This window comes from Mycobacterium sp. NPDC006124 (assembly GCF_040614235.1).
Taxonomy (GTDB): domain Bacteria; phylum Actinomycetota; class Actinomycetes; order Mycobacteriales; family Mycobacteriaceae; genus Mycobacterium.
In genome coordinates, this window is the sequence record NZ_JBEXUA010000003.1 from 499,210 (window position 1) to 518,399 (window position 19,190).

General features: G+C 68.1%; 21 protein-coding genes. 11 read left to right on the forward strand and 10 right to left on the reverse strand.

Features of this window, described 5'->3' with window-relative positions:
• Window positions 1–131: 131 nt before the first annotated feature.
• From ABZ195_RS09315 to ABZ195_RS09330, 4 genes are all read left to right on the forward strand, one after another.
• The gene (locus ABZ195_RS09315) at window positions 132–1,541 is read left to right on the forward strand and encodes a wax ester/triacylglycerol synthase family O-acyltransferase (protein ID WP_355216905.1); all 1,410 of its coding nucleotides are present in this window, start codon (window positions 132–134) and stop codon (window positions 1,539–1,541) included.
• An 18-nt stretch (window positions 1,542–1,559) separates the two neighbouring features.
• Window positions 1,560–2,066 (forward strand): hypothetical protein, encoded by a 507-nt coding sequence (locus ABZ195_RS09320; protein ID WP_355217062.1) that lies wholly within the window; start codon window positions 1,560–1,562, stop codon window positions 2,064–2,066.
• Between the two features lie 92 nt (window positions 2,067–2,158).
• Complete coding sequence (locus ABZ195_RS09325) at window positions 2,159–3,295, forward strand: ferredoxin reductase (protein ID WP_355216906.1); 1,137 nt, start codon at window positions 2,159–2,161, stop codon at window positions 3,293–3,295.
• A 68-nt stretch (window positions 3,296–3,363) separates the two neighbouring features.
• Entirely contained in the window at window positions 3,364–4,626 is a 1,263-nt protein-coding gene (locus ABZ195_RS09330; RefSeq protein WP_355216908.1) for a fatty acid desaturase, read from the forward strand.
• A 70-nt stretch (window positions 4,627–4,696) separates the two neighbouring features.
• Here ABZ195_RS09330 and ABZ195_RS09335 read toward each other — a convergent pair whose 3' ends face one another.
• From ABZ195_RS09335 to aroA, 4 genes are all read right to left on the reverse strand, one after another.
• Window positions 4,697–5,545: an aldo/keto reductase gene (locus tag ABZ195_RS09335; protein ID WP_355216909.1), complete on the reverse strand. Its 849-nt coding sequence runs from the start codon at window positions 5,543–5,545 to the stop codon at window positions 4,697–4,699.
• Window positions 5,546–5,630: 85 nt separating this feature from the next.
• Window positions 5,631–6,479, reverse strand: a complete 849-nt coding sequence (locus tag ABZ195_RS09340) for an aldo/keto reductase (RefSeq protein ID WP_355216910.1) — start codon at window positions 6,477–6,479, stop codon at window positions 5,631–5,633.
• 15 nt (window positions 6,480–6,494) lie between these two features.
• Window positions 6,495–7,475 carry a ribosome small subunit-dependent GTPase A gene (gene rsgA, locus ABZ195_RS09345; RefSeq protein WP_355216912.1) on the reverse strand — a complete coding sequence of 327 codons (981 nt, stop codon included), beginning with the start codon at window positions 7,473–7,475 and terminating at the stop codon, window positions 6,495–6,497.
• Window positions 7,472–8,785 (reverse strand): 3-phosphoshikimate 1-carboxyvinyltransferase, encoded by a 1,314-nt coding sequence (gene aroA / locus ABZ195_RS09350; protein ID WP_355216914.1) that lies wholly within the window; start codon window positions 8,783–8,785, stop codon window positions 7,472–7,474. The genes rsgA and aroA overlap by 4 nt, the downstream gene beginning before the upstream one ends.
• A 36-nt stretch (window positions 8,786–8,821) precedes the next feature.
• Between aroA and ABZ195_RS09355 the strand changes: the two genes are divergently transcribed.
• On the forward strand, window positions 8,822–9,580 hold the full coding sequence (locus tag ABZ195_RS09355; protein ID WP_355216916.1) for an SOS response-associated peptidase: 759 nt from the start codon (window positions 8,822–8,824) through the stop codon (window positions 9,578–9,580).
• A complete protein-coding gene (locus ABZ195_RS09360; RefSeq protein ID WP_355216918.1) occupies window positions 9,577–11,085 on the forward strand; it encodes a methyltransferase in 1,509 nt (502 codons plus the stop codon). The genes ABZ195_RS09355 and ABZ195_RS09360 overlap by 4 nt, the downstream gene beginning before the upstream one ends.
• A gap of 18 nt (window positions 11,086–11,103) precedes the next feature.
• Here the strand turns inward: ABZ195_RS09360 and ABZ195_RS09365 are convergent, their stop codons facing one another.
• A complete protein-coding gene (locus ABZ195_RS09365; protein ID WP_355216920.1) occupies window positions 11,104–11,952 on the reverse strand; it encodes an NAD(P)-dependent oxidoreductase in 849 nt (282 codons plus the stop codon).
• Window positions 11,953–11,970: 18 nt separating this feature from the next.
• Window positions 11,971–12,465, reverse strand: a complete 495-nt coding sequence (locus ABZ195_RS09370) for a YbaK/EbsC family protein (RefSeq protein WP_355216922.1) — start codon at window positions 12,463–12,465, stop codon at window positions 11,971–11,973.
• Window positions 12,466–12,692: 227 nt separating this feature from the next.
• Between ABZ195_RS09370 and ABZ195_RS09375 the strand changes: the two genes are divergently transcribed.
• The 4 genes from ABZ195_RS09375 (at window position 12,693) to ABZ195_RS09390 (ending at window position 15,614) form a co-directional block, all read left to right on the forward strand.
• Entirely contained in the window at window positions 12,693–13,340 is a 648-nt protein-coding gene (locus tag ABZ195_RS09375) for a sigma-70 family RNA polymerase sigma factor (RefSeq protein WP_355217063.1), read from the forward strand.
• Window positions 13,337–13,648: a mycothiol system anti-sigma-R factor gene (rsrA, locus tag ABZ195_RS09380; RefSeq protein ID WP_355216924.1), complete on the forward strand. Its 312-nt coding sequence runs from the start codon at window positions 13,337–13,339 to the stop codon at window positions 13,646–13,648. Before ABZ195_RS09375 ends, rsrA begins: the two co-directional genes overlap by 4 nt.
• A 224-nt stretch (window positions 13,649–13,872) precedes the next feature.
• The gene (locus ABZ195_RS09385; protein ID WP_355217065.1) at window positions 13,873–14,088 is read left to right on the forward strand and encodes a biotin/lipoyl-binding carrier protein; all 216 of its coding nucleotides are present in this window, start codon (window positions 13,873–13,875) and stop codon (window positions 14,086–14,088) included.
• Window positions 14,089–14,114: 26 nt separating this feature from the next.
• Window positions 14,115–15,614 (forward strand): sensor histidine kinase, encoded by a 1,500-nt coding sequence (locus tag ABZ195_RS09390; protein ID WP_355216926.1) that lies wholly within the window; start codon window positions 14,115–14,117, stop codon window positions 15,612–15,614.
• Window positions 15,615–15,714: 100 nt separating this feature from the next.
• Here the strand turns inward: ABZ195_RS09390 and whiB1 are convergent, their stop codons facing one another.
• On the reverse strand, window positions 15,715–15,969 hold the full coding sequence (gene whiB1 / locus ABZ195_RS09395) for a transcriptional regulator WhiB1 (RefSeq protein WP_079923542.1): 255 nt from the start codon (window positions 15,967–15,969) through the stop codon (window positions 15,715–15,717).
• A gap of 257 nt (window positions 15,970–16,226) precedes the next feature.
• The gene (locus ABZ195_RS09400) at window positions 16,227–17,186 is read right to left on the reverse strand and encodes a diacylglycerol kinase family protein (protein WP_355216928.1); all 960 of its coding nucleotides are present in this window, start codon (window positions 17,184–17,186) and stop codon (window positions 16,227–16,229) included.
• Window positions 17,187–17,237: 51 nt separating this feature from the next.
• Between ABZ195_RS09400 and ABZ195_RS09405 the strand changes: the two genes are divergently transcribed.
• Window positions 17,238–17,633, forward strand: a complete 396-nt coding sequence (locus tag ABZ195_RS09405; protein WP_355216930.1) for a hypothetical protein — start codon at window positions 17,238–17,240, stop codon at window positions 17,631–17,633.
• On the opposite strand, the gene ABZ195_RS09410 is transcribed toward ABZ195_RS09405, so the two are convergent.
• Window positions 17,612–18,127, reverse strand: coding sequence for a GNAT family N-acetyltransferase (locus tag ABZ195_RS09410; RefSeq protein WP_355216932.1), 516 nt, complete (start codon window positions 18,125–18,127; stop codon window positions 17,612–17,614). The two genes, ABZ195_RS09405 and ABZ195_RS09410, sit on opposite strands and share 22 nt — an antisense overlap.
• Window positions 18,124–19,155: an isochorismate synthase gene (locus ABZ195_RS09415; protein ID WP_355217067.1), complete on the reverse strand. Its 1,032-nt coding sequence runs from the start codon at window positions 19,153–19,155 to the stop codon at window positions 18,124–18,126. Before ABZ195_RS09415 ends, ABZ195_RS09410 begins: the two co-directional genes overlap by 4 nt.
• Window positions 19,156–19,190: the final 35 nt, after the last annotated feature.

A 19,190-nucleotide genomic window follows, 5' to 3' on the forward strand; every position in this document is an offset into this window, starting at 1 on the left:
CTGCTGGAGAGGCGCAGACGATTCATGATCCCACGGCCCGGAGACACCGGTGCGCACCCATGATGCGGCGCACCAGGTGGGCCGGATACCGTGGCGGGGATCGAGCACGGAGTGACGAGGAGGTGGCGGCCATGGTGACGAGGCTGTCGGCCGCCGACGCGTCGTTCTATCACCTCGAGAACACGTCGACACCGATGTACGTGGGGTCGCTGTCGATTCTGCGCAAGCCTCGCAACGGGCTGAGCTACGACACCTTGCTGGAGACGGTCGAACGGCGTCTGCCTCAGATTCCGCGATACCGGCAGAAGGTCCGTGAAGTGGCTCGCGGATTGGCCCGCCCGGTGTGGATCGACGATCGCGACTTCGACATCACCTATCACATCCGGCGGTCGGCGCTGCCTTCCCCGGGCAGCGACGCCCAGCTGCACGACCTCGTCGCGCGGCTCGGCTCCCGGCCGCTGGACAAGTCCCGGCCGCTGTGGGAGATGTACCTCGTCGAGGGGCTCACCAAGAACCGCATCGCCATCTACACCAAGTCACATCAGGCTCTGGTCAACGGGATGACGGCGTTGGAGATCGGCCACGTGATCGCCGACCGCACGCAGAAGGCGCCGGAATTCGGCGAGGACATCTGGATCCCGGCACGCGAACCGAGCGACGCCCGATTGGCCCTCGGCGCCGTCGGCGAGTTCATCGCCCGGCCCGGAACCCAGCTGGAGTCGGTGCGGTCCGCGGTGGTGGAGACGGTCACCAGCACAGGGGCGCTGGCCGAGGCCACCCGCAGGTTCGCCGTGGTCGCCCGGACGCTGGCGCGCGGCACCGCGCCGAGCAGTCCGCTCAACACGACGGTGTCGCGGAACCGTCGATTCACGGTCGCCGGGCATCAACTCGACGACTACCGCAAGCTGCGGGCGCGCTATGACTGCGACGTCAACGACGTCGTCCTCGCGGTCGTCGCCGGTGCGCTGCGCAACTGGTTGCTCTCGCGCGGCGAGCCGGTCACCACGACGTCGACCATCCGGGCGATGGTGCCCATGTCGGTGTACCCGGAGGCGGAGTTCGACACCGCGGGCCCGGGCCAGGCGATAAGGGAGGTCTCGCCGTTCCTGGTCGACCTGCCAACCGGCGAGGGCAACGCGGTGGTCAGGTTGTCCCAGATCGCACATGCCACCGAATCGCACTCGGCGGCGGCGAGTCTGGTCGACGCCCGCACCATCGTCACGTTGTCGGGCTTCGCCCCACCGACGCTGCACGCCATGGGAACTCGGGTTGCCACCAGTTTCTCGGCGCGCCAATTCAACCTGCTGATCACCAACGTGCCGGGTGCCCAAAAGCAGATGTACCTCGCGGGCACCAAGCTGTTGGAGACCTACTCGGTGCCCCCGCTGCTGAACAAGCAGGTCCTCGCCATCGGGGTGACGTCCTACAACGGCATGCTCTACTTCGGCATCAACGCCGACCGTGACGCGATGAGCGACGTCGACATGCTGCCCACCCTGCTGCGGGAGTCTCTCGACGAACTGCTGGAGGCAGCTCAGTAACCGGGCCGCTAGTCTGCCCTGGTGCGTGTCTACATACCGGCGACCCTGGCCATGCTCCAGCGGCTCGTCGCCGATCAGTCCATGCACGCGCTGAGTGGGACCGCCTTCGCCGTCACCCCGACGCTTCGCGAGTCCTACGCGGAGGGCGACGACGACGAACTCGCCGAGGTGGCGTTGCGCGAGGCGGCGCTCGCGTCGCTGCGGCTGCTGGCCGCCGAGGAGACCGGTACCGACGGGTTGCCGCTGCGGCGTGCGGTTCTGGTCGCAGACGTCGAGGGTGCGACGATCCGGCCGGACCTCGACGACGCGGTCGTCCGACTGGCAGGGCCGATCGGCGTCGGTGACGTGGTCGCGGTCTACGTCGACAACGCCGCGGCCGAGCCCGCGGTGAAGTCCGCAATGGCGGTGGTCGACCTGGCGGACTTCGGCGACGAGGACGCGGAGTTGACCGTCGGCGACGCTCAGGACCACGACCTCGCGTGGTACGCCACCCAGGAGCTGCCGTTTCTGCTCGAGCTGCTCTGAGGCCTGGCTGCCACGCCGGAGGTTACGGTACCGTAGGTTGCTGGCCACGGGCCGGTTCGCGGACCTTCGGGCATAGCTGAGCAGGAGCCGTCATGGCCAAGAACGAGATCAAGATCGCCGCCAACGTGGCCGACACCATTCGCCCAACTCTCAAGGGCGCCAACAAGCATCCGGGTTTGCAGGCCTTGCGTTCAGTCGTCGGGCGCATCACCACGCCGCTGCTGCCCGACGACTACCTCAAGCTGGCGAACCCGCTCTGGTCGGCACGCGAACTGCGCGGCCGCGTGGTCGACGTCCGGCGCGAGACCGTCGACTCCGCGACGCTGGTGATCAAGCCGGGCTGGGGATTTCACTTCGACTATCAGCCCGGCCAGTACGTCGGCATCGGCGTGCTGATGGACGGCCGGTGGCGGTGGCGGTCCTACTCCCTGACGTCGACGCCGGTCACCCGTGACCGCTTGATCACCATCACGGTCAAGGCGATGCCCGAGGGGTTCTTGTCCACCCACCTGGTCGAGGGTGTGACGCCGGGGACGATCGTGCGACTGGCCGCACCGCAGGGCAACTTCGTCATGCCGGATCCGGCGCCGGCGTCGGTGTTGTTCCTGACGGCTGGATCGGGCATCACGCCGGTGATGTCGATGCTGCGGACCCTCGCGCGTCGTGACCAGATCGGCGACGTCGTCCACGTGCATTCCGCACCGACCGAGTCCGACGTGATGTTCTCCGGCGAACTGGCCCGCCTGCACGACGCGCACGACGGGTATCGGCTGACCGTGCGGCCGACGCGCACCCAGGGCCGGCTCGACCTGTCCCGACTCTCGGAGGTCGTGCCGGACTGGCGCGAGCGGCAGACGTGGGCCTGCGGTCCCGAGGGCATGCTCGACGACGCGCATCGACTGTGGGCCTCCGAACGGGTCCCCGACCGATTGCACCTGGAGCGGTTCGCCGCCACGCGCGCCGCGACCCGGGGGACGGGCGGCACGGTCACCTTCGAGCGCAGCGGCAAGACCGTCGACGTCGACGCGGCCACCTCGTTGATGGACGCCGGGGAGGACGCGGGCATCCGGATGCCGTTCGGGTGCCGGATGGGCATCTGCCAGTCGTGCGTCGTCGGACTCGTCGACGGTCACGTCAGGGACCTGCGGACGGGTGTCGAGCACGAACCGGGCAGTCGCGTACAGACGTGTGTTTCCGCAGCGTCTGGCGATTGCGTCCTGGACGTGTGACCTTTACTGGCTAGTAACCTACGGGATCGTAGGTTACGGTATCGTAAGCCAGGAAAAGGAGGTTCGACGTGGCAATCACAGACGTACCGGCATTCACGCATCTGACCGAAGCCGACATCGAGAATCTCGGCAACGAGCTGGACGCGATTCGCCAGGACATCGAAGACTCTCGCGGCGAGCGCGACTCCCGCTACATTCGCCGCACCATCGCCGCTCAGCGCGCCCTCGAGGTCGCCGGTCGGCTGATGCTGACGGCCGGTTCGCGGCGCTCGGCGTGGTGGGCGGGCACCGTGACCCTCGGCGTGGCCAAGATCGTCGAGAACATGGAGATCGGCCACAACGTCATGCACGGCCAGTGGGATTGGATGAACGATCCCGAGATTCACTCCTCGACGTGGGAGTGGGACATGAGCGGGGCGTCCAAGCACTGGCGCTTCACCCACAACTTCATGCACCACAAGTACACCAACATCCTCGGGATGGACGACGACGTCGGCTACGGCGTCATCCGGGTCACCCGCGACGCCAAGTGGACGCCGTTCAACCTCTACGGCAACCTGCTCTTCAACACGTTGCTGGCCATCGGGTTCGAGTGGGGCGTGGGACTGCAGCACCTCGAGCTGGGCAAGATCTTCAAGAACCGCGACGACCGCAAGGCCACGTGGGAGCGCATCGGCGAATTCGGCGTCAAGGCCGGCCAACAGATCGTCAAGGACTACGTCGCCTACCCGGCGCTGACGTCCGTCTCGCCGGGCGCCACCTTCAGGTCGACGCTCACGGCCAACGCGGTGGCCAACGTCATCCGCAACGTGTGGGCCAACGCGGTGATCTTCTGCGGGCACTTCCCCGACGGTGCTGAGAAGTTCACCAAGACCGACATGGTGGGCGAGAGCCGGGGCCAGTGGTACCTGCGACAGATGCTGGGTAGCGCCAACTTCGAAGCCGGCCCGGCGCTGCGCTTCATGAGCGGCAACCTGTGCCACCAGATCGAGCACCACCTGTTCCCGGATCTGCCGAGCAATCGGTACGCCGAGATCGCCGTCCGCGTCAGACAGATCTGCGACAAGTACGACCTGCCGTACACGACGGGCAACTTCGCGGTGCAGTACGGAAAGACGTGGCGCACGATCGCCAAGTTGTCGTTGCCGGACAAGTACCTGCGCGACACCGCCGACGACGCTCCGGAGACCCGCAGCGAGCGGATGTTCGCCGAACTCGAATCTGACTTCGCCGCAACGGATCCGGCCACCGGGAAGCGTCGGGGCCTCAAGACCGCCATCGCGACGGTGCGGTCGTGGCGGCGTGAGTCACGCGCCGCCGAGGCGGCGTAGCACCACCACGACGACGAAACGGCGGGGAGATCGAGCTGCAATCTCCCCGCCGTCGTCGTATCGCGGTCGATCAGTCGGGCACGTAGTCGAACGTGTCCGGGTTGGGTCCCGTACGACCCTCCTCGCCCTTGTCGAGCGCGGTCAACTCGTCGACGTCGTGCTCGCTGAGCTCGAAGTCGAACAGCGCGAAGTTCTCTTCGATCCTCTTGGGCGTCACCGACTTCGGGAAGACGATGTCACCGCGCTGAATGTGCCAGCGCAGCACCACCTGGGCTGGAGACTTGCCCGCGGCCTCGGCGATCTTCGTCACCACCGGGTCGTCGAGCACCTGACCCTGGGCGATGGGGGACCAGGCCTCCACGGCGATCCCGTGTTCGATGCAGTACTTGCGCACCTCGTCGTTGACGAAGTACGGGTGCACCTCGATCTGGTTCACGGCGGGCACGGTGTCGGTCTCGTTGGCCAGTCGCTCGAGATGGGCGATCTGGAAGTTGGACACCCCGATGCTTCGGGCCCGGCCGTCACGCCGGAATTCCTCGAGCGTCTGCCACGTCGAGATGAAGTCGGCGTTGTACAACGTCGGTAGCGGCCAGTGGATCAGGAACAGGTCCACGTAGTCGAAGCCGAGCTTGCTCAGGGTGTCGTCGAACGCCTTGCGAGCCGCGTCGGGTTCGTGGAAGCCGTTGTTGAGCTTGCTGGTGATGAACACGTCCGAGCGGTCGAGTCCTGAATCACGCACGCCCTGACCGACACCGGCTTCGTTCTGGTACATCTCGGCGGTGTCGATATGCCGGTAGCCGATGTCGAGTGCGGTCTTCACCGCGCCTGCGGTCTCGTCGGGATCGATCTGGTAGACGCCGAAACCGAGCTGCGGAATATGCGCACCGGTGCTGAGTTCGATCGTTGGTACGTTCGTCATGTATTGAGCCTCCTTTGGCGATTTGCCCCTGGGTGCGTGCCCGTTTCGGCTCTCGCGCAAACCGCTGTCGACCGGGGCGGGTAGGTCATCGCGTGATGACGTCGAAGGTGTCGGGGTTGGATCCGACCCGTCCTTCGGGGCCGCGATCCAGCCCGTCCAGCGTCGCCACCTGGTCGGCGCTCAATTCGAAGTCGAACACCGCGAAGTTCTGCTCGATGCGCTGTGGCGACACCGACTTCGGGATGACGACGTCGCCGCGCTGGAGATGCCAGCGCAGCACCACCTGGGCCGCAGACCTTCCCGTCGCGGCGGCCACCTGATGGACCACCGGGTCGTCGAGGAGTGTGCCCCGCGCCAGCGGCGACCAGGCTTCGAAGGCGATGCCGTGCCGCGCGCAATGGTCGCGGACCGCCGCGTTGGTGAAGTAGGGGTGCGCCTCGACCTGGTTGACGGCGGGCACCGTGTCGGTCTCTGCGGCGAGACGCTCCAGATGCGGGACGTGGAAGTTCGACACCCCGATGCTGCGGGCGCGGCCCTCGACCGCGAACTCCTCGAGCGTCTGCCAGGTGGAGACGAAGTCGCCACCGTAGCGGGTCGGCAGGGGCCAGTGAATCAGGTAGAGGTCGACGTAGTCGGAGCCGATCGCGGTCAGGGTGTCCTCGAATGCCCTTCGCGCAGCGTCGGGTTCGTGAAATCCGTTGTCGAGCTTGCTGGTGACGAACACGTCGCGACGGTCCACTCCCGCGTCGCGGATGCCCTGGCCCACGCCCTGCTCGTTGTGGTACATCGCCGCGGTGTCGAGATGGCGGTAGCCGACCTCGAGCGCGCTCCGCACCGCAGCGGCAGTCTCCTGGGGTGCGACCTTGTACACGCCGAACCCGAGCTGGGGGATCCGTCCGCCGTCGTTCAGCGTGATCTCGGGTACCGGTGTCATGTCCGTCGCCTCCGGTTAGTCGGCCGCCATCGCCGCGAGCAGCCGCCGGGTCGCGGCGACGCGGTCGGCGGCGTGTCCGGTCAGTTCGTCGAGTGCGCAGTCCGGGTCCGACGGCGGCCCCAGGTGTCCACAACCCCGGGGACACTTCTCGATGGCCTCGGCGAGATCGGAGAAGGCCAGCATCACGTCGGCCGGGGCGATGTGGGCCAGCCCGAAGGACCGGATGCCCGGAGTGTCGACGACCCACCCGGCGTCGTGCAACGGCAGTGCCACCGACTGGGTCGAGGTGTGCCTGCCCTTGCCCACGCCCGAGACCACCCCGACCGCGCGCCGGGCCTCGGGGACCAGTCGGTTGACCATCGTGGACTTGCCGACCCCGGAATGGCCGACCAGGACCGTCAACTTGCCGACGAGCAGATCGTCGACCACTGCGAGGTCGTCGTCGCGGCCTGCGGTGACGACGGTCAGGTCCAGGCCCGCGAACTGCGCCGCGAAGGGTTCCGGCGGGGCCAAGTCGGTCTTGGTGAGGCAGAGGATGGGCTCGAGCCCGCCGACGTAGGCGGCGATCAGCGACCGCTCCACAAAGCCGGTGCGCGGCGGCGGGTCTGCGAGTGCGACCACCATCAGCAACTGGTCGGCGTTGGCGACCAGCACTCGTTCGGTGGGGTCGGTGTCGTCGGCCGTGCGCCGCAACACGGTTCGCCGCTCACCTCGTCGCACGATCCGGGCCAGGGTGTCGGCTTGCCCGGACAGGTCGCCGACGACGTCGACCTCGTCGCCCACCACTATCGGCGTGCGGCCGAGTTCCCTGGCTCGCATCGCGGTCACCACGCGGTTGGGATCCCCGCCCAGAGCGCAACCCCACCTGCCACGGTCGACGGTGACGACCATGGCCGCCCGAGCGTCGAGGTGCTCGGGCCGGGTCTTGGTCCGCGGCCGCGAGCCCCGCCCGGGGCGGATGCGGACGTCGGATTCGTCGTAGTCGTTCTCGTTCAAGGGCTTCGAAGAACCTGCCCGGTCAGCATGTCGGCCCACATCCCCGGAAAGTCGGGCAACGTCTTGGCGGTGGTGGCGATGTCCTCAACCTCGACGCCCGGCACCCGCAGGCCGACGACGGCGCCCGCGGTCGCCATCCGATGATCGGCGTAGGAGTGCCACGCCCCGCCGTGCAACGGCACCGCGGTGATGGTCAGACCGTCCTCGGTCTCCTCGCACCGGCCGCCGAGGCCGTTGATCTCGGCGGTCAACGCCGCCAGCCGGTCGGTCTCGTGGCCACGAAGATGGGCGATGCCGGTGAGGTGGGACACCGACCCGGTCTCGGCCAGGGCGGCGAGGGCAGCGAACGCCGGCGCCAGTTCGCCGACGTCGTTCAGGTCGACGTCGAAGCCCGGGTATCCGTCGAGCGAACCCGTCACCTCGAGGTGCGAATCCCCCTGCCGCACCGACGTTCCCGTCTCGGCGAGCAGCGCGAGGATTCGTGCCGAGGGTTGCACGCTGACCTGTGGCCACCCGACGATGCGCACCGTGCCGGCGGTGACGGCGGCGGCCGCCAGGAAGGGCACGGCGTTCGACAGGTCGGGCTCGACCTCCCAGTGCCGGGCGGTGACGGGTCCCGGTGCGACCACCCAGCGGTTGGGCGTGGAGTCGTCCACCGAGACCCCCGCCTCGCGCAGCATCGTCACCGTCATCGCCACGTGCGGTGCCGACGGCACCGACTCGCCGGTGTGCACGACGGTCAGTCCGTCGCGGAACGTCGCACCCGAGAGCAGCAGGCCGGAGACGAACTGAGACGACGCCGAGGCGTCGATGTGCACGGTGCCCCCGGCCACGGCGCCGTCGCCACGAACCTGGAACGGCATGGCGTCGCCGTCGAGGTGCACGCCCAGGCCGCGCAGGCCGTCGAGCAGGGGAGCGATCGGACGCTGGCGAGCCTGCTCGTCGCCGTCGAAGGTGACGACCTCGCTGCCGAGCGCCGCGACCGGCGGCACGAAGCGCAGGACGGTGCCTGCGAGTCCGCAGTCGATTCTGGCGTCGGCGGCCGGGGAGATCGACCCGCTCACCGTCAGGTCGGTTCCCGAACCGTCCAGGGACAGTCCGAGGGTCCGCAGTGCGCCGATCATCAGGTCGGTGTCGCGGCTGCGCAGTGCGCCGCCGATCGTCGAGGTTCCCTGGGGGCTCGCCAGTGCGGCGAGGATCAATGCGCGGTTGGTCTGCGACTTGGAGCCCGGCACCTCGACGGTGGCGTGGACGGGCGTCGTCACCGACGGTGCCCGCCACCCGCCTCCCTTCTCGGTCATGCGGTCCATCCTGCCTTGTCGCCCTTTTCTGCCACCATGGGACGTATGTGTGGGCGATTCGCGGTGACGACCGATCCGGCGCTCCTGGCCGAGAAGATCAAGGCCATCGACGAGACCATTGCGGCCGCGGAGGCCAAGGAGTCGTCGCAGCCGAACTTCAACGTCGCGCCGACGACGACGATCACCTCGGTGGTCAAGCGGCACGACGAGCCGGACGACGAGTCGACCCGACGCCTGCGGTCGATGCGGTGGGGTCTGCTTCCGCCGTGGGTGAAGGCCAAGGCCGACGGCACCCCCGAGACCAAGGGACCGTTGCTGATCAACGCCCGCGCCGAGACCGTCACCACCTCGGCGGCGTTTCGCGCCTCGGCCAAGACCAAGCGGTGCCTGGTGCCGATGGACGGCTGGTACGAATGGCGCCCCGGCCCGGAGGGCGCCGACGCAAAGAAGGGCGCGAAGACCCCGTTCTTCATGCACGGATCCGACGGCGAGCCGTTGTTCATGGGCGGCCTGTGGTCGACCTGGCGGCCCGCCAAGGACTCGCCGCCTCTGCTGACGTGCACCATCATCACCACCGAATCCGCCGGCCCGCTGGCCGAGATCCACGACCGCATGCCGTTGAGCATCAGCGAACGCGATTGGGATCGGTGGCTGGATCCGGACGCGCCGATGGACGAGGGTCTGCTGCGCGGCCACGGGGACCTCGACCGCATCGCGGTTCGAGAGGTGTCCCGGCTGGTCAACAGCGTGCGCAACAACGGACCCGAGTTGATCGAACCCGCCGAGCCCGGCACGCCGTCGTGAACCATCCGCTGCACGCGACCGGCGTCGTCGACGCGCTGGCCGCCGACTTACGCAGCGCCGCCTACACCACGGACGGCGTCGCCGCTCTGCTGGGCGCCGACGCCAATGCTGCCTTCAGTCGCGGGCTCTGGTGGTCGGCGATGCGCATCACCGACCGTGCCGCTCCCGATGACGAACGCCTGGCGGTGCTGGTGCGGCTCTTCTTGCTGGGTGCCCCGGAGACGCCGGAGCGCATCGCGCTGGCTCTGCCCACGGCCGGCGTCGACGCGCTGCTCGCCAACGGTGTCGTGGAACGAACCGACGACGGGTCGCTGCGGGCGGCGCTGGACATTCGGCCGCACGGTGACGGGGTCCACGACTTCCTGGTGGTCTCCGATCAGGACGCCGAGATGCATCCCGGACCCGTGAGTCACGACCACGTCCTCGGCATCGGCGCGGCGTCGGTGACGCTGGCCCACGCCGTGGTGCGCTCTCGGTGCGAGCGCGCCCTCGACATCGGGACCGGCAGTGGCATCCAGGCCTTGCACCTGGCGGCGCACTGCGAGCAGATCGTGGCCACCGACACCAACGACCGGGCGTTGGCACTGGCCGCCGCGACCGCGCGGCTCAACGGCATGCGATGGGACCTGCGCAGCGGGAGCCTGTTCGAGCCCGTCGCGGGGGAGCGCTTCGACCTCATCGTCTCCAACCCGCCGTTCGTCGTGGGCACCGGCGCACTGGACTATCTCTATCGCGACTCCGGGATGGTGGGAGATGCGTTGTCGCGCAAGCTGATCGAAGAGGTCGGTGATCACCTGGCGCCCGGCGGCACGGCGCAGATCATGGCCAACTGGATGGTGCGCGACGGGCAGGACTGGCGCGACCGGGTCCGGGGCTGGCTGGCAGGCACGGGCCTGCATGCGTGGGTGGTGCAGCGCGAGTTCGCCAATCCGATCAGCTACGTGTCGCTGTGGACGTCGGATGCCGGTGAACGGCCCGAGGACGCCGCCCGTCGCGGCGGGTCATGGCTGGACTGGTTCGCCGACGAGGGCGTCGTCGGCGTCGGCATGGGCATGATCACGGTGCGGGCACCTCGCCGCGGTGAGCGTCGCCCACCCGAGCAGGTGCTCGAGGAGATCACCGGTGCCGACGAGGGACTGGCCGGGCCCGAGGTCGAGGCGTTCTTCGCCCGTCGGCAGTACCTGTACGACACCGATGACGCCGCGCTGCTGGCGACGAAGCTGTCCACCGCTGCGGTGCTGCTGGAGGAGCAATCGTTACCGGGCGCCGAGGGCTGGCAGGTGGTCGGCGCCGCCGTACGTCGTCCGGGCGGACCCGGCGCGGTGCTCGGCGTCGACGAGGTGTCGCGCGCATTGCTCGCCGGATGTCGGGGGGAGGTTCCGTTGGGCATGCTCGTCGAGCTGTTGGCCGCACACCACGGGGTGCAGGCCGACGCGCTCGCCGAGGCTGCCATGCCGGTAGTACGCGAGGCGATCGGGCGCGGGATCCTCCACCGGGTGACGTGATCCCGCCCGTCGCGGTCGCTACGCGCCGGTGTAACCCGGCGGGTTGGGGGTCTCGACCCACAGGTCGACGCCCAATTCCGAGCCGGGCACGCAGTCGTAGACCGACAGATCGGTGACGCCGGACTCGACCAGGACGTCCTCGCAGAGCACGGAGTTGCCGGTGTACTCGAGGGCTGGCTTGTTGAAGATGACGTAGGCCGCATCGGCGTACACGTCGGGCTTGCGCGCCCGGCTCATCGCCTCCTCGCCGCCGAGGAGGTTTTGGACCGCCGCGGTGGCCACCAGGGTTCGCGGCCACAACGTGTTGGACGCAATGCCGTCGGCACGCATCTCCTCGGCGATGCCGAGCGCGCACAGCGTCATGCCGTACTTGGCCATCATGTAGGCCGTCGGCTTGAGCCACTTCGACTCCAGCAGGATCGGCGGTGACAGCGTCAGGATGTGCGGGTTGTCCCGGCCCACCATGTGTGGGATGCAGGCCTGCGACACGGCGTAGGTTCCCCGGACGTTGATGCCGTTCATCAGGTCGAAGCGCTTCAGCGGCACTTCCGTGATGGACCCAAGGTTGATGGCCGAGGCGTTGTTCACGCAGAGGTCGATGCCGCCGAACTGCGAAACGGCTTGCGCCACGGCAGATTCCACCGACTCGCCGTCGCGGACGTCACCCAGGATGGGCAGCGCGTGACCGCCGGCGTCCTCGATCTCCTTTGCGGCGGTGTAGATCGTGCCTTCGAGTTTGGGGTGGGGTTCGGCGGTCTTGGCGACCAGCGCGACGTTGGCGCCGTCGGCGGCGGCCCGCTTGGCGATCGCGAGGCCGATGCCACGGCTGGCGCCGGAGATGAACATGGTCTTTCCCGAGAGCGACATGGCTTCACCATAGAACCGTCACGAGGCGAGCACGTCGACGGTCACCGCGTCGGTGAGCCGCACCAGGTCGGCGGGCGCCAGCGCGACCTGCAGCCCGCGTCGTCCCGCGCTGCACAGCACGCGGTCCCACGCCCAGACCGAGTCGTCCACGACGGTCGGCAGCGTCCGGCGCTGGCCCAGCGGAGAGATGCCGCCGATGACGTAGCCCGAAGACCGCTCGGCGGCCGCCCGGTCAGCCATCTCGGCCCTCGGGGCACCAAGAGCGGCGGCGGCGGCCTTCAGCGACAGCTTGTAGGGCACGGGCAGCACCGCGACGGCCAGACCCGACGGCAGCGCGATCACGAGCGTCTTGAACACCTGCTCGGAGGACACCTCGACGCCGGCAGCCGCCAGCGCGGCGACGGCCTCCTCGCCGAAGGCGTCGTTACGCGGATCGTGGTGGTAGGTCAGGACCTCGTGGTCGACGTTCGCCGCGACGAGGGCGGCGATCGCCAGAGTCGCTGCGCGGGCCACGGCCTCACCGTAGTGGGCCTCACCGTAGTGGCAATTCCGGGGGAACATTCGCGGCCGTCCCCGCTGTTGTTCTGCTGTGATGGGCGCCGCAGGGCGACTCCGTCGGTACGAGCCACTAGGATCGGAAGGAAGGAGACACCTCGGTGCCAACGCTTTGCCTGGAACGACCGGTCTACGAGCTGGTTTCGTTCGACGGTGCCGCGAGAGAAGGGACGGTGTCCATCCAGATGACCGATCTCGACGGAGCAGCGCCCGCGGCGGCCGAAGAGCCGTTGATCGAGACGGATGCCGAGCTCACGGCACGTTTCGAGCGCGACGCGATACCCCTGCTGGACCAGTTGTACGGCGGTGCCTTGCGCATGACTCGCAATCCCGCGGACGCCGAGGATCTCCTGCAGGAGACCATGGTCAAGGCCTACGCCGGCTTCCGGTCGTTCCGCGCCGGGACCAACCTCAAGGCGTGGCTGTACCGCATCCTGACCAACACCTACATCAACAGCTACCGCAAGAAGCAGCGGCAGCCGGCGGAGTACCCGACCGACGAGATCACCGATTGGCAGCTCGCGGCCAACGCGCAGCACACGTCGACGGGTTTGCGCTCGGCCGAGGTCGAGGCGATGGAAGCCCTGCCGGACACCGAGATCAAGGCGGCGCTGCAGGCCCTGCCCGAGGAGTTCCGGATGGCGGTGTACTACGCCGACGTCGAGGGCTTCCCGTACAAGGAGATCGCCCAGATCATGGACACGCCGATCGGGACGGTGATGTCCCGACTGCATCGTGGACGCAAGCAGCTTCGTGAACTGCTGGCCGACGTCGCGAAGGATCGCGGCTTCATCAGGGGCCAGATCGACGAGCCCGAGGAGGTGTCTTCGTGAACGACGACTATTCACGACCCGAGGAGCACACGTTCCGCCCGCCGGTGGGTCCGGTCGACCCCGACCACCCCAAGTGCGCATCTGTCATCGCCGAGGTGTGGACGCTACTCGACGGTGAATGCACCACCGAGACGCGAGACAAGCTGCGCCATCACCTCGAGGAATGCCCGACCTGCCTGAAGCAGTACGGCATCGAAGAGCGCGTGAAGCGCCTCATCGCCACCAGGTGCAGTGGCGACAAGGCGCCGGATTCACTGCGGGCGCGGCTGCGCGTCGAGATCAGCCGCACCACCATCATTCGCAGCTAGAGGGCAGTTACTTCACTGCCTTCGAACCGCAGTTGGGGCGCTGGCCGTGATTGGCCTTGGTGTGCTTGCGGTCCCGCTTCTTACGGCCACGCTTGGCCATGGTCGTCCTCCAAAGTGTCAATTGCTTACCCGTAAGTGTCTCACGCTCGCGCCACTGCATTCCAATCCCGGGCGTGTGGTTCGATAGACACCGCAGGGGCGGCTCTAGAGACGAGTGGGTGAAGATGGCCGAGGACGTTCGCGCTGAGATCGTGGCCAGTGTGCTCGAGGTCGTGGTCAGCGAAGGCGACGACATCAACGAGGGCGATACCGTCGTCCTCCTGGAATCCATGAAGATGGAGATCCCGGTGCTCGCCGAGGCGTCTGGAAAGGTGACCGCCGTCAACGTCTCGGTCGGTGACGTCATCCAGGCCGGCGACCTCATCGCCGTCATCAGCTAGGTCGTCGACGCCGAGAGACAACGCCCGTGTCGACCCTCGGTGACCTCCTCGCCGAGCACACCATGTTGCCCGGCAACGCCGTGGACCATCTGCACGCCGTCGTGGGCGAGTGGCAGATGCTGGCAGACCTGTCCTTCGCGGACTACCTGATGTGGGTCCGTCACGACGACGGGTCGTTGGTGTGCGTCGCGCAGGTCCGCCCGAACACCGCGCCCACGGCCCTGCTGGCCGATGCGGTCGGCACCGTCAACACCGCCGACGACATGCCGGTCGTGGTCGCCGCCTTCGCCTCCGGGTCGATCGGACGTGACACTGAGCCCGTACGACTCGGGTCGCCCGAAGGTCGTTGGCTCAACGTCGAGGCCGTCCCCGTCCGTTACGGTGACCACGTCGTCGCCGTGCTCACCCATCAGACGGCGCTGGCCGACCAACGCAAGGTCAGCCCCTTGGAGCGGGCCTATCTGGACTGTGCCGCCGACATCTTGCACATGCTCTCCGAAGGCACCTTCCCCAATGTCGGCGACCTCGCGATGTCGCGGTCGAGCCCTCGGGTGGGTGACGGTTTCATCCGGCTAGACGAGGTCGGTCTGGTCAGGTTCGCCAGTCCCAACGCCATCTCGGCGTACCACCGCATGGGCCTCAACGCCGAGCTCGAGGGCCACAACCTGGTCACCATCACCCGGCCGTTGATCTCCGACCCGTTCGAGGCCCAGGAGCTGGCCAACCACGTTCGTGACTCGCTCTCCGGTGGATCCAGCATGCGCATGGAGGTCGACGCCGGGGGAGCGGCGGTCCTGCTTCGCACGATTCCGATGGTGGTCGACGGCAAGGCCGCGGGTGCGGCCGTGCTGATTCGCGACGTGACGGAAGTCAAGCGTCGCGACCGTGCGCTGCTCTCCAAGGACGCGACCATCCGCGAGATCCACCATCGGGTGAAGAACAACCTGCAGACCGTCGCCGCACTGCTGCGGCTGCAGGCCAGGCGCACCAACAACGCCGAGGGACGCGACGCGCTCATCGAGTCGGTGCGACGGGTGTCGTCGATTGCCCTGGTGCACGACGCGCTGTCGATGTCGGTCGACGAGGAGGTCAACCTCGACGAGGTGGTCGACCGCATCGTGCCGATCATGAACGACGTCGCGTCGGTCGGCCGACCCGTGCGCATCAACCGCGTCGGCGATCTGGGCGTCCTCGACGCCGACCGGGCCACGGCTCTGGTCATGGTCATCACCGAGCTCGTCCAGAACGCGATAGAGCACGCCTACGACTCGACCTCGGACAACGGCAGCGTGACGATCCGGGCGGAACGCTCCGCCCGCTGGCTCGACGTCGTGGTCCACGACGATGGTCGCGGTCTGCCGGAGGGGTTCAGCTTGGAGAAGTCCGACAGCTTGGGCCTACAGATCGTGCGGACGTTGGTGGCCGCCGAACTCGACGGGTCGCTGGGCATGCACGCGGTGGAGACCGGCGGAACCGACGTCGTCCTACGGGTGCCCGTCGGTCGCCGGGGCCGGTCGGCGCAGTAACGCGGTCGTCACATCTTGGAAATCATGCGGGCCATTGCAGTTGGCGCAAAAATTTACGGCCCCGGCGAATGCCGGGGCCGTAAAGGTGAAGAAATGCGAGCTATACGCCCGTACGAGCCTTGGTCCGTGCATTGCGACGCTTGAGCGCGCGACGCTCGTCCTCGCTCATGCCGCCCCAGACGCCCGCGTCCTGACCGGACTCCAATGCCCAGCTCAGGCACTCCGTCGTCACCGGGCAGCGGTTGCAGACGATCTTCGCGTCAGCGATCTGAGCGAGCGCCGGGCCGCTGTTTCCCACGGGGAAGAACAGTTCCGGATCCTCGTCACGACAGACCGCCTTGTGCCGCCAATCCATAGCTACTACTCCTATTCCTGTGCGCAGCAAGGCGCACGAGCTTTTCTTCGGCTGTTAACGCGTGCACATCAAATGTTTCTGCACTGTTGCAAACGATGCTTCCACAGGCTCAACAGATGTCAATAGAGGCGCGTTCACACGTGGGCAATCTCACTGGCATCGTTAGAGGGGACCGGGTGGCCGGACCCCCCTGACGTTTGTACTACACTTGCCGTACTTGCGCCCTAATTCGCGCGAGTCCACAGCGCTTTAGCAGGTCAAGCCTTTTTCGGTGGCGGCGCCACCACGCCGAGGGCATCCCGTACCGACGTGAACGTCATCCTTTCGCGCTGGCCGACGTAATCTCCGTCGATTTGGCAGGCGACCGGCGTGTCGGCCGTCACGCGTACCCACGGCACGTCGTCGTCCCGCACCAGATGCTTGGCGTCGAGCCGCGGGTTCTTCGACAGCATCTGCCGCACCAGCCCCAGATTGGCCCAGATGTTCATGCTCGTGGTGGCGAAGACGCCGAGGTTGGATTCGAAGCTGGTGTCGGGATTGGTCCACACCGGCCGGGTGTTGGCGTAGGTCCACGGGCTCGAGTTCGACACGAAGGCGAAGTGCACGCCGCTCACCGGTGCGCGTCCCGCGAGCTCCAGCGTCATCGACGGTTCGCGACGGGCGCTGGCCAGCACCTCTCGGGTGGCCACCGTGATGTAGCGCGACGCGGTGACCTTGCGTCCCTTCTCCCGCTGAGCCTCCACGGCGGCCACGACGTCGCCGTCGACGCCCATGCCCGCGGTGAAGACCCCCCAGCGGTCGCCGCAGTCCATCAGCCCGATGCGACGCCACTTGACCCCGCGCCGGTAGGCGCCGAGGAGGTCGACGAGCTGATTGGTCGCCTCGACCGGATCGGGGCTGATGCCCAGCGCGCGGGCGAACACGTTCGCCGAGCCGCCGGGGACCACCGAGATCGCCGGGCCGCGCTTGGGCGGGGTCTGACCGCAGTCGCCGAGGATGCCGTTGACCACTTCGTTGACGGTTCCGTCGCCACCGTGGACGATCACCACGTCGGTACCGTCTCGCGCTGCGTCCCTTGCGATTTCGATCGCATGGCCGCGGTGGTCGGTGTGGGCGACGGTCAGCTTGACGCGGCTCTCGAGGGCGTGCGCCAGAAGATCACGCCCCGCCGGCGTGGTCGACGTGGCGTTGGGGTTGACGATCAGCACGGCACGCACGGGGCTCAACCCTATCGGCATGCCACCACGGCGCGCTCTACGCTCGTCGATGTGATCGTGCCCTCGCCCTCAACCATCCGTCAGGCGGCCGCCATCGTGGCACTGGAGGGCGTCGCACTCGTGGTCGTGGCGGTGGTGTTCGTCGTCCGGGCCCTCGAGGGCGCCCGCGAGGTGTCGATCAGCGGCTACGGCACGGCTGCCTGGTACGTCGTCATGGGCGCCGCGGTGATCACCGCGGCGTGGGCACTGTGGACCGGCCGGCGCTGGGGGCGGGGGATCGCGGTGTTCGCGCAGCTCCTGCTGCTGCCGGTGGCGTGGTACATCGCGGTCGGCTCGCAGCAGTGGTCCTACGGCATTCCCGTCGCCGTCGTCGCGATCGCCGCGTTGGTGCTGCTGTTCAGCCCCTCGGCGGTGCAGTGGCTGGCTCAGAGCTCCGACGACGTCTGAGGCGTTGCCGCGGTGGGTGTCGCGGCCAGTGCCGACAACTCCTCACCGGTCACCCGATAGGTGATCCACTCGGTCTGCGGGTGGCCTCCGACGGCGTCGTAGAGGGCAATCGCGTTGGAGTTCCAGTCGAGCACGGCCCACGTCAGCCGGGAGTAGCCCTTGTCGACGCATTCCCGGGCCAACGTCGACAGCAGCGTCCGCGCCAGGCCGTGTCGACGGAACGCGGGGCGTACGAAGAGGTCCTCCAAATAGATGCCGGCCACGCCGTCCCAGGTGGAGAAGTTGTAGAACCACAGCGCCGTGGCGGCGGGCTGACCGTCGACCTCGGCGACGTGCGCCTGCACCGTGGCCGGATCGCCGAACAGCGCTTCGTGCATCTGGGCCTCGGTCACCGTGCACTCCTCGGCGGCATGCTCGAACTCGGCCAGCTCGCGCACCATGGCGACCAGTTCGGCCTCGTCACCGGGTCGCGCCCGACGGATGTTCACGGTCATGTGCTGACTCCCAACGCGCTCAGGATGGTGCGGAACTTCGTATTCGTCTCGGCCACTTCGTCATCCGGGTTCGATTCGGCGACGATCCCGCCGCCGGACCTGGCCTGAGCCGTGCGGCGGTCGGCCGAGAGCTCCGCGCAGCGAATCGACACCACCCAGGTGCCGTCGCCGTGGTCGTCGCACCATCCGACGGCGCCGGCGTAGAACCCGCGATCGCCCTCGACGTCGGAGATCAGGCGGACGGCATCCGCGGTGGGCACTCCGCCGACCGCCGCGGTGGGGTGTAGCGCCATCGCGAGATCCAATGCGGTGAATGACTCTTCGCGTAGGCGTCCGGTGATCGGGGTGTTCAGATGCCACACGGCCGCGGTGCGGCTCAGTTCCGGGGTGGGGGCGATGTCGAGGTCGGTGCACAGCGGCTGCAACGCCGCCCGCATCTGTTCGACCACCAGTCGATGCTCGTGCAGGTCCTTCGCGGAGTCGGCGAGGGCAGCACCGTTGGCCCGGTCGATCACGGGATCGGTCGATCGGGGAGCCGACCCCGCGAACGGCTGACAGGTCACCACCTCGCCGCGGCGGGCCACCAGCAACTCGGGGCTCGCACCGAGCAGCGCGGTGCCGACGTGGCGCCCGCCCGCTGCGCTCAAGTCGACGAAGTAGGCCGTGGCCGAGCCGTCTTCGGCGAGTCGGCGCACCACCATGCCGACGTCGAGCGGGCTGTCGGCGAGCAGATGCACGGCGCGGGCCAGCACCACCTTGCTCAGCGGCGAGGCCGGGTTGCGCAGCTGTTCCAGCGCCGTGACGATGCGCGCCCGATGTTCGGCGGGGTCGGGCACCGTCTCGGTGATGCGGACGGCGGGCATGGTGCGCGTGGGCCACTCGGGCAGCGCGCCGGTGCGACGGACGTGGCCCGGCCTGAAGAGCGCTGCCGGCTGGCTGACGTCGAAGGGAAACGCGCCCAAGATCATTGGGGTCTCGTGCGCGGCCAGTGCGGCCCGCGCGTCGGCGAGGGCGGGGTAGGCGACCATCACGCCGTCGGCGACGAGCACCTCCCCGCGCGCCG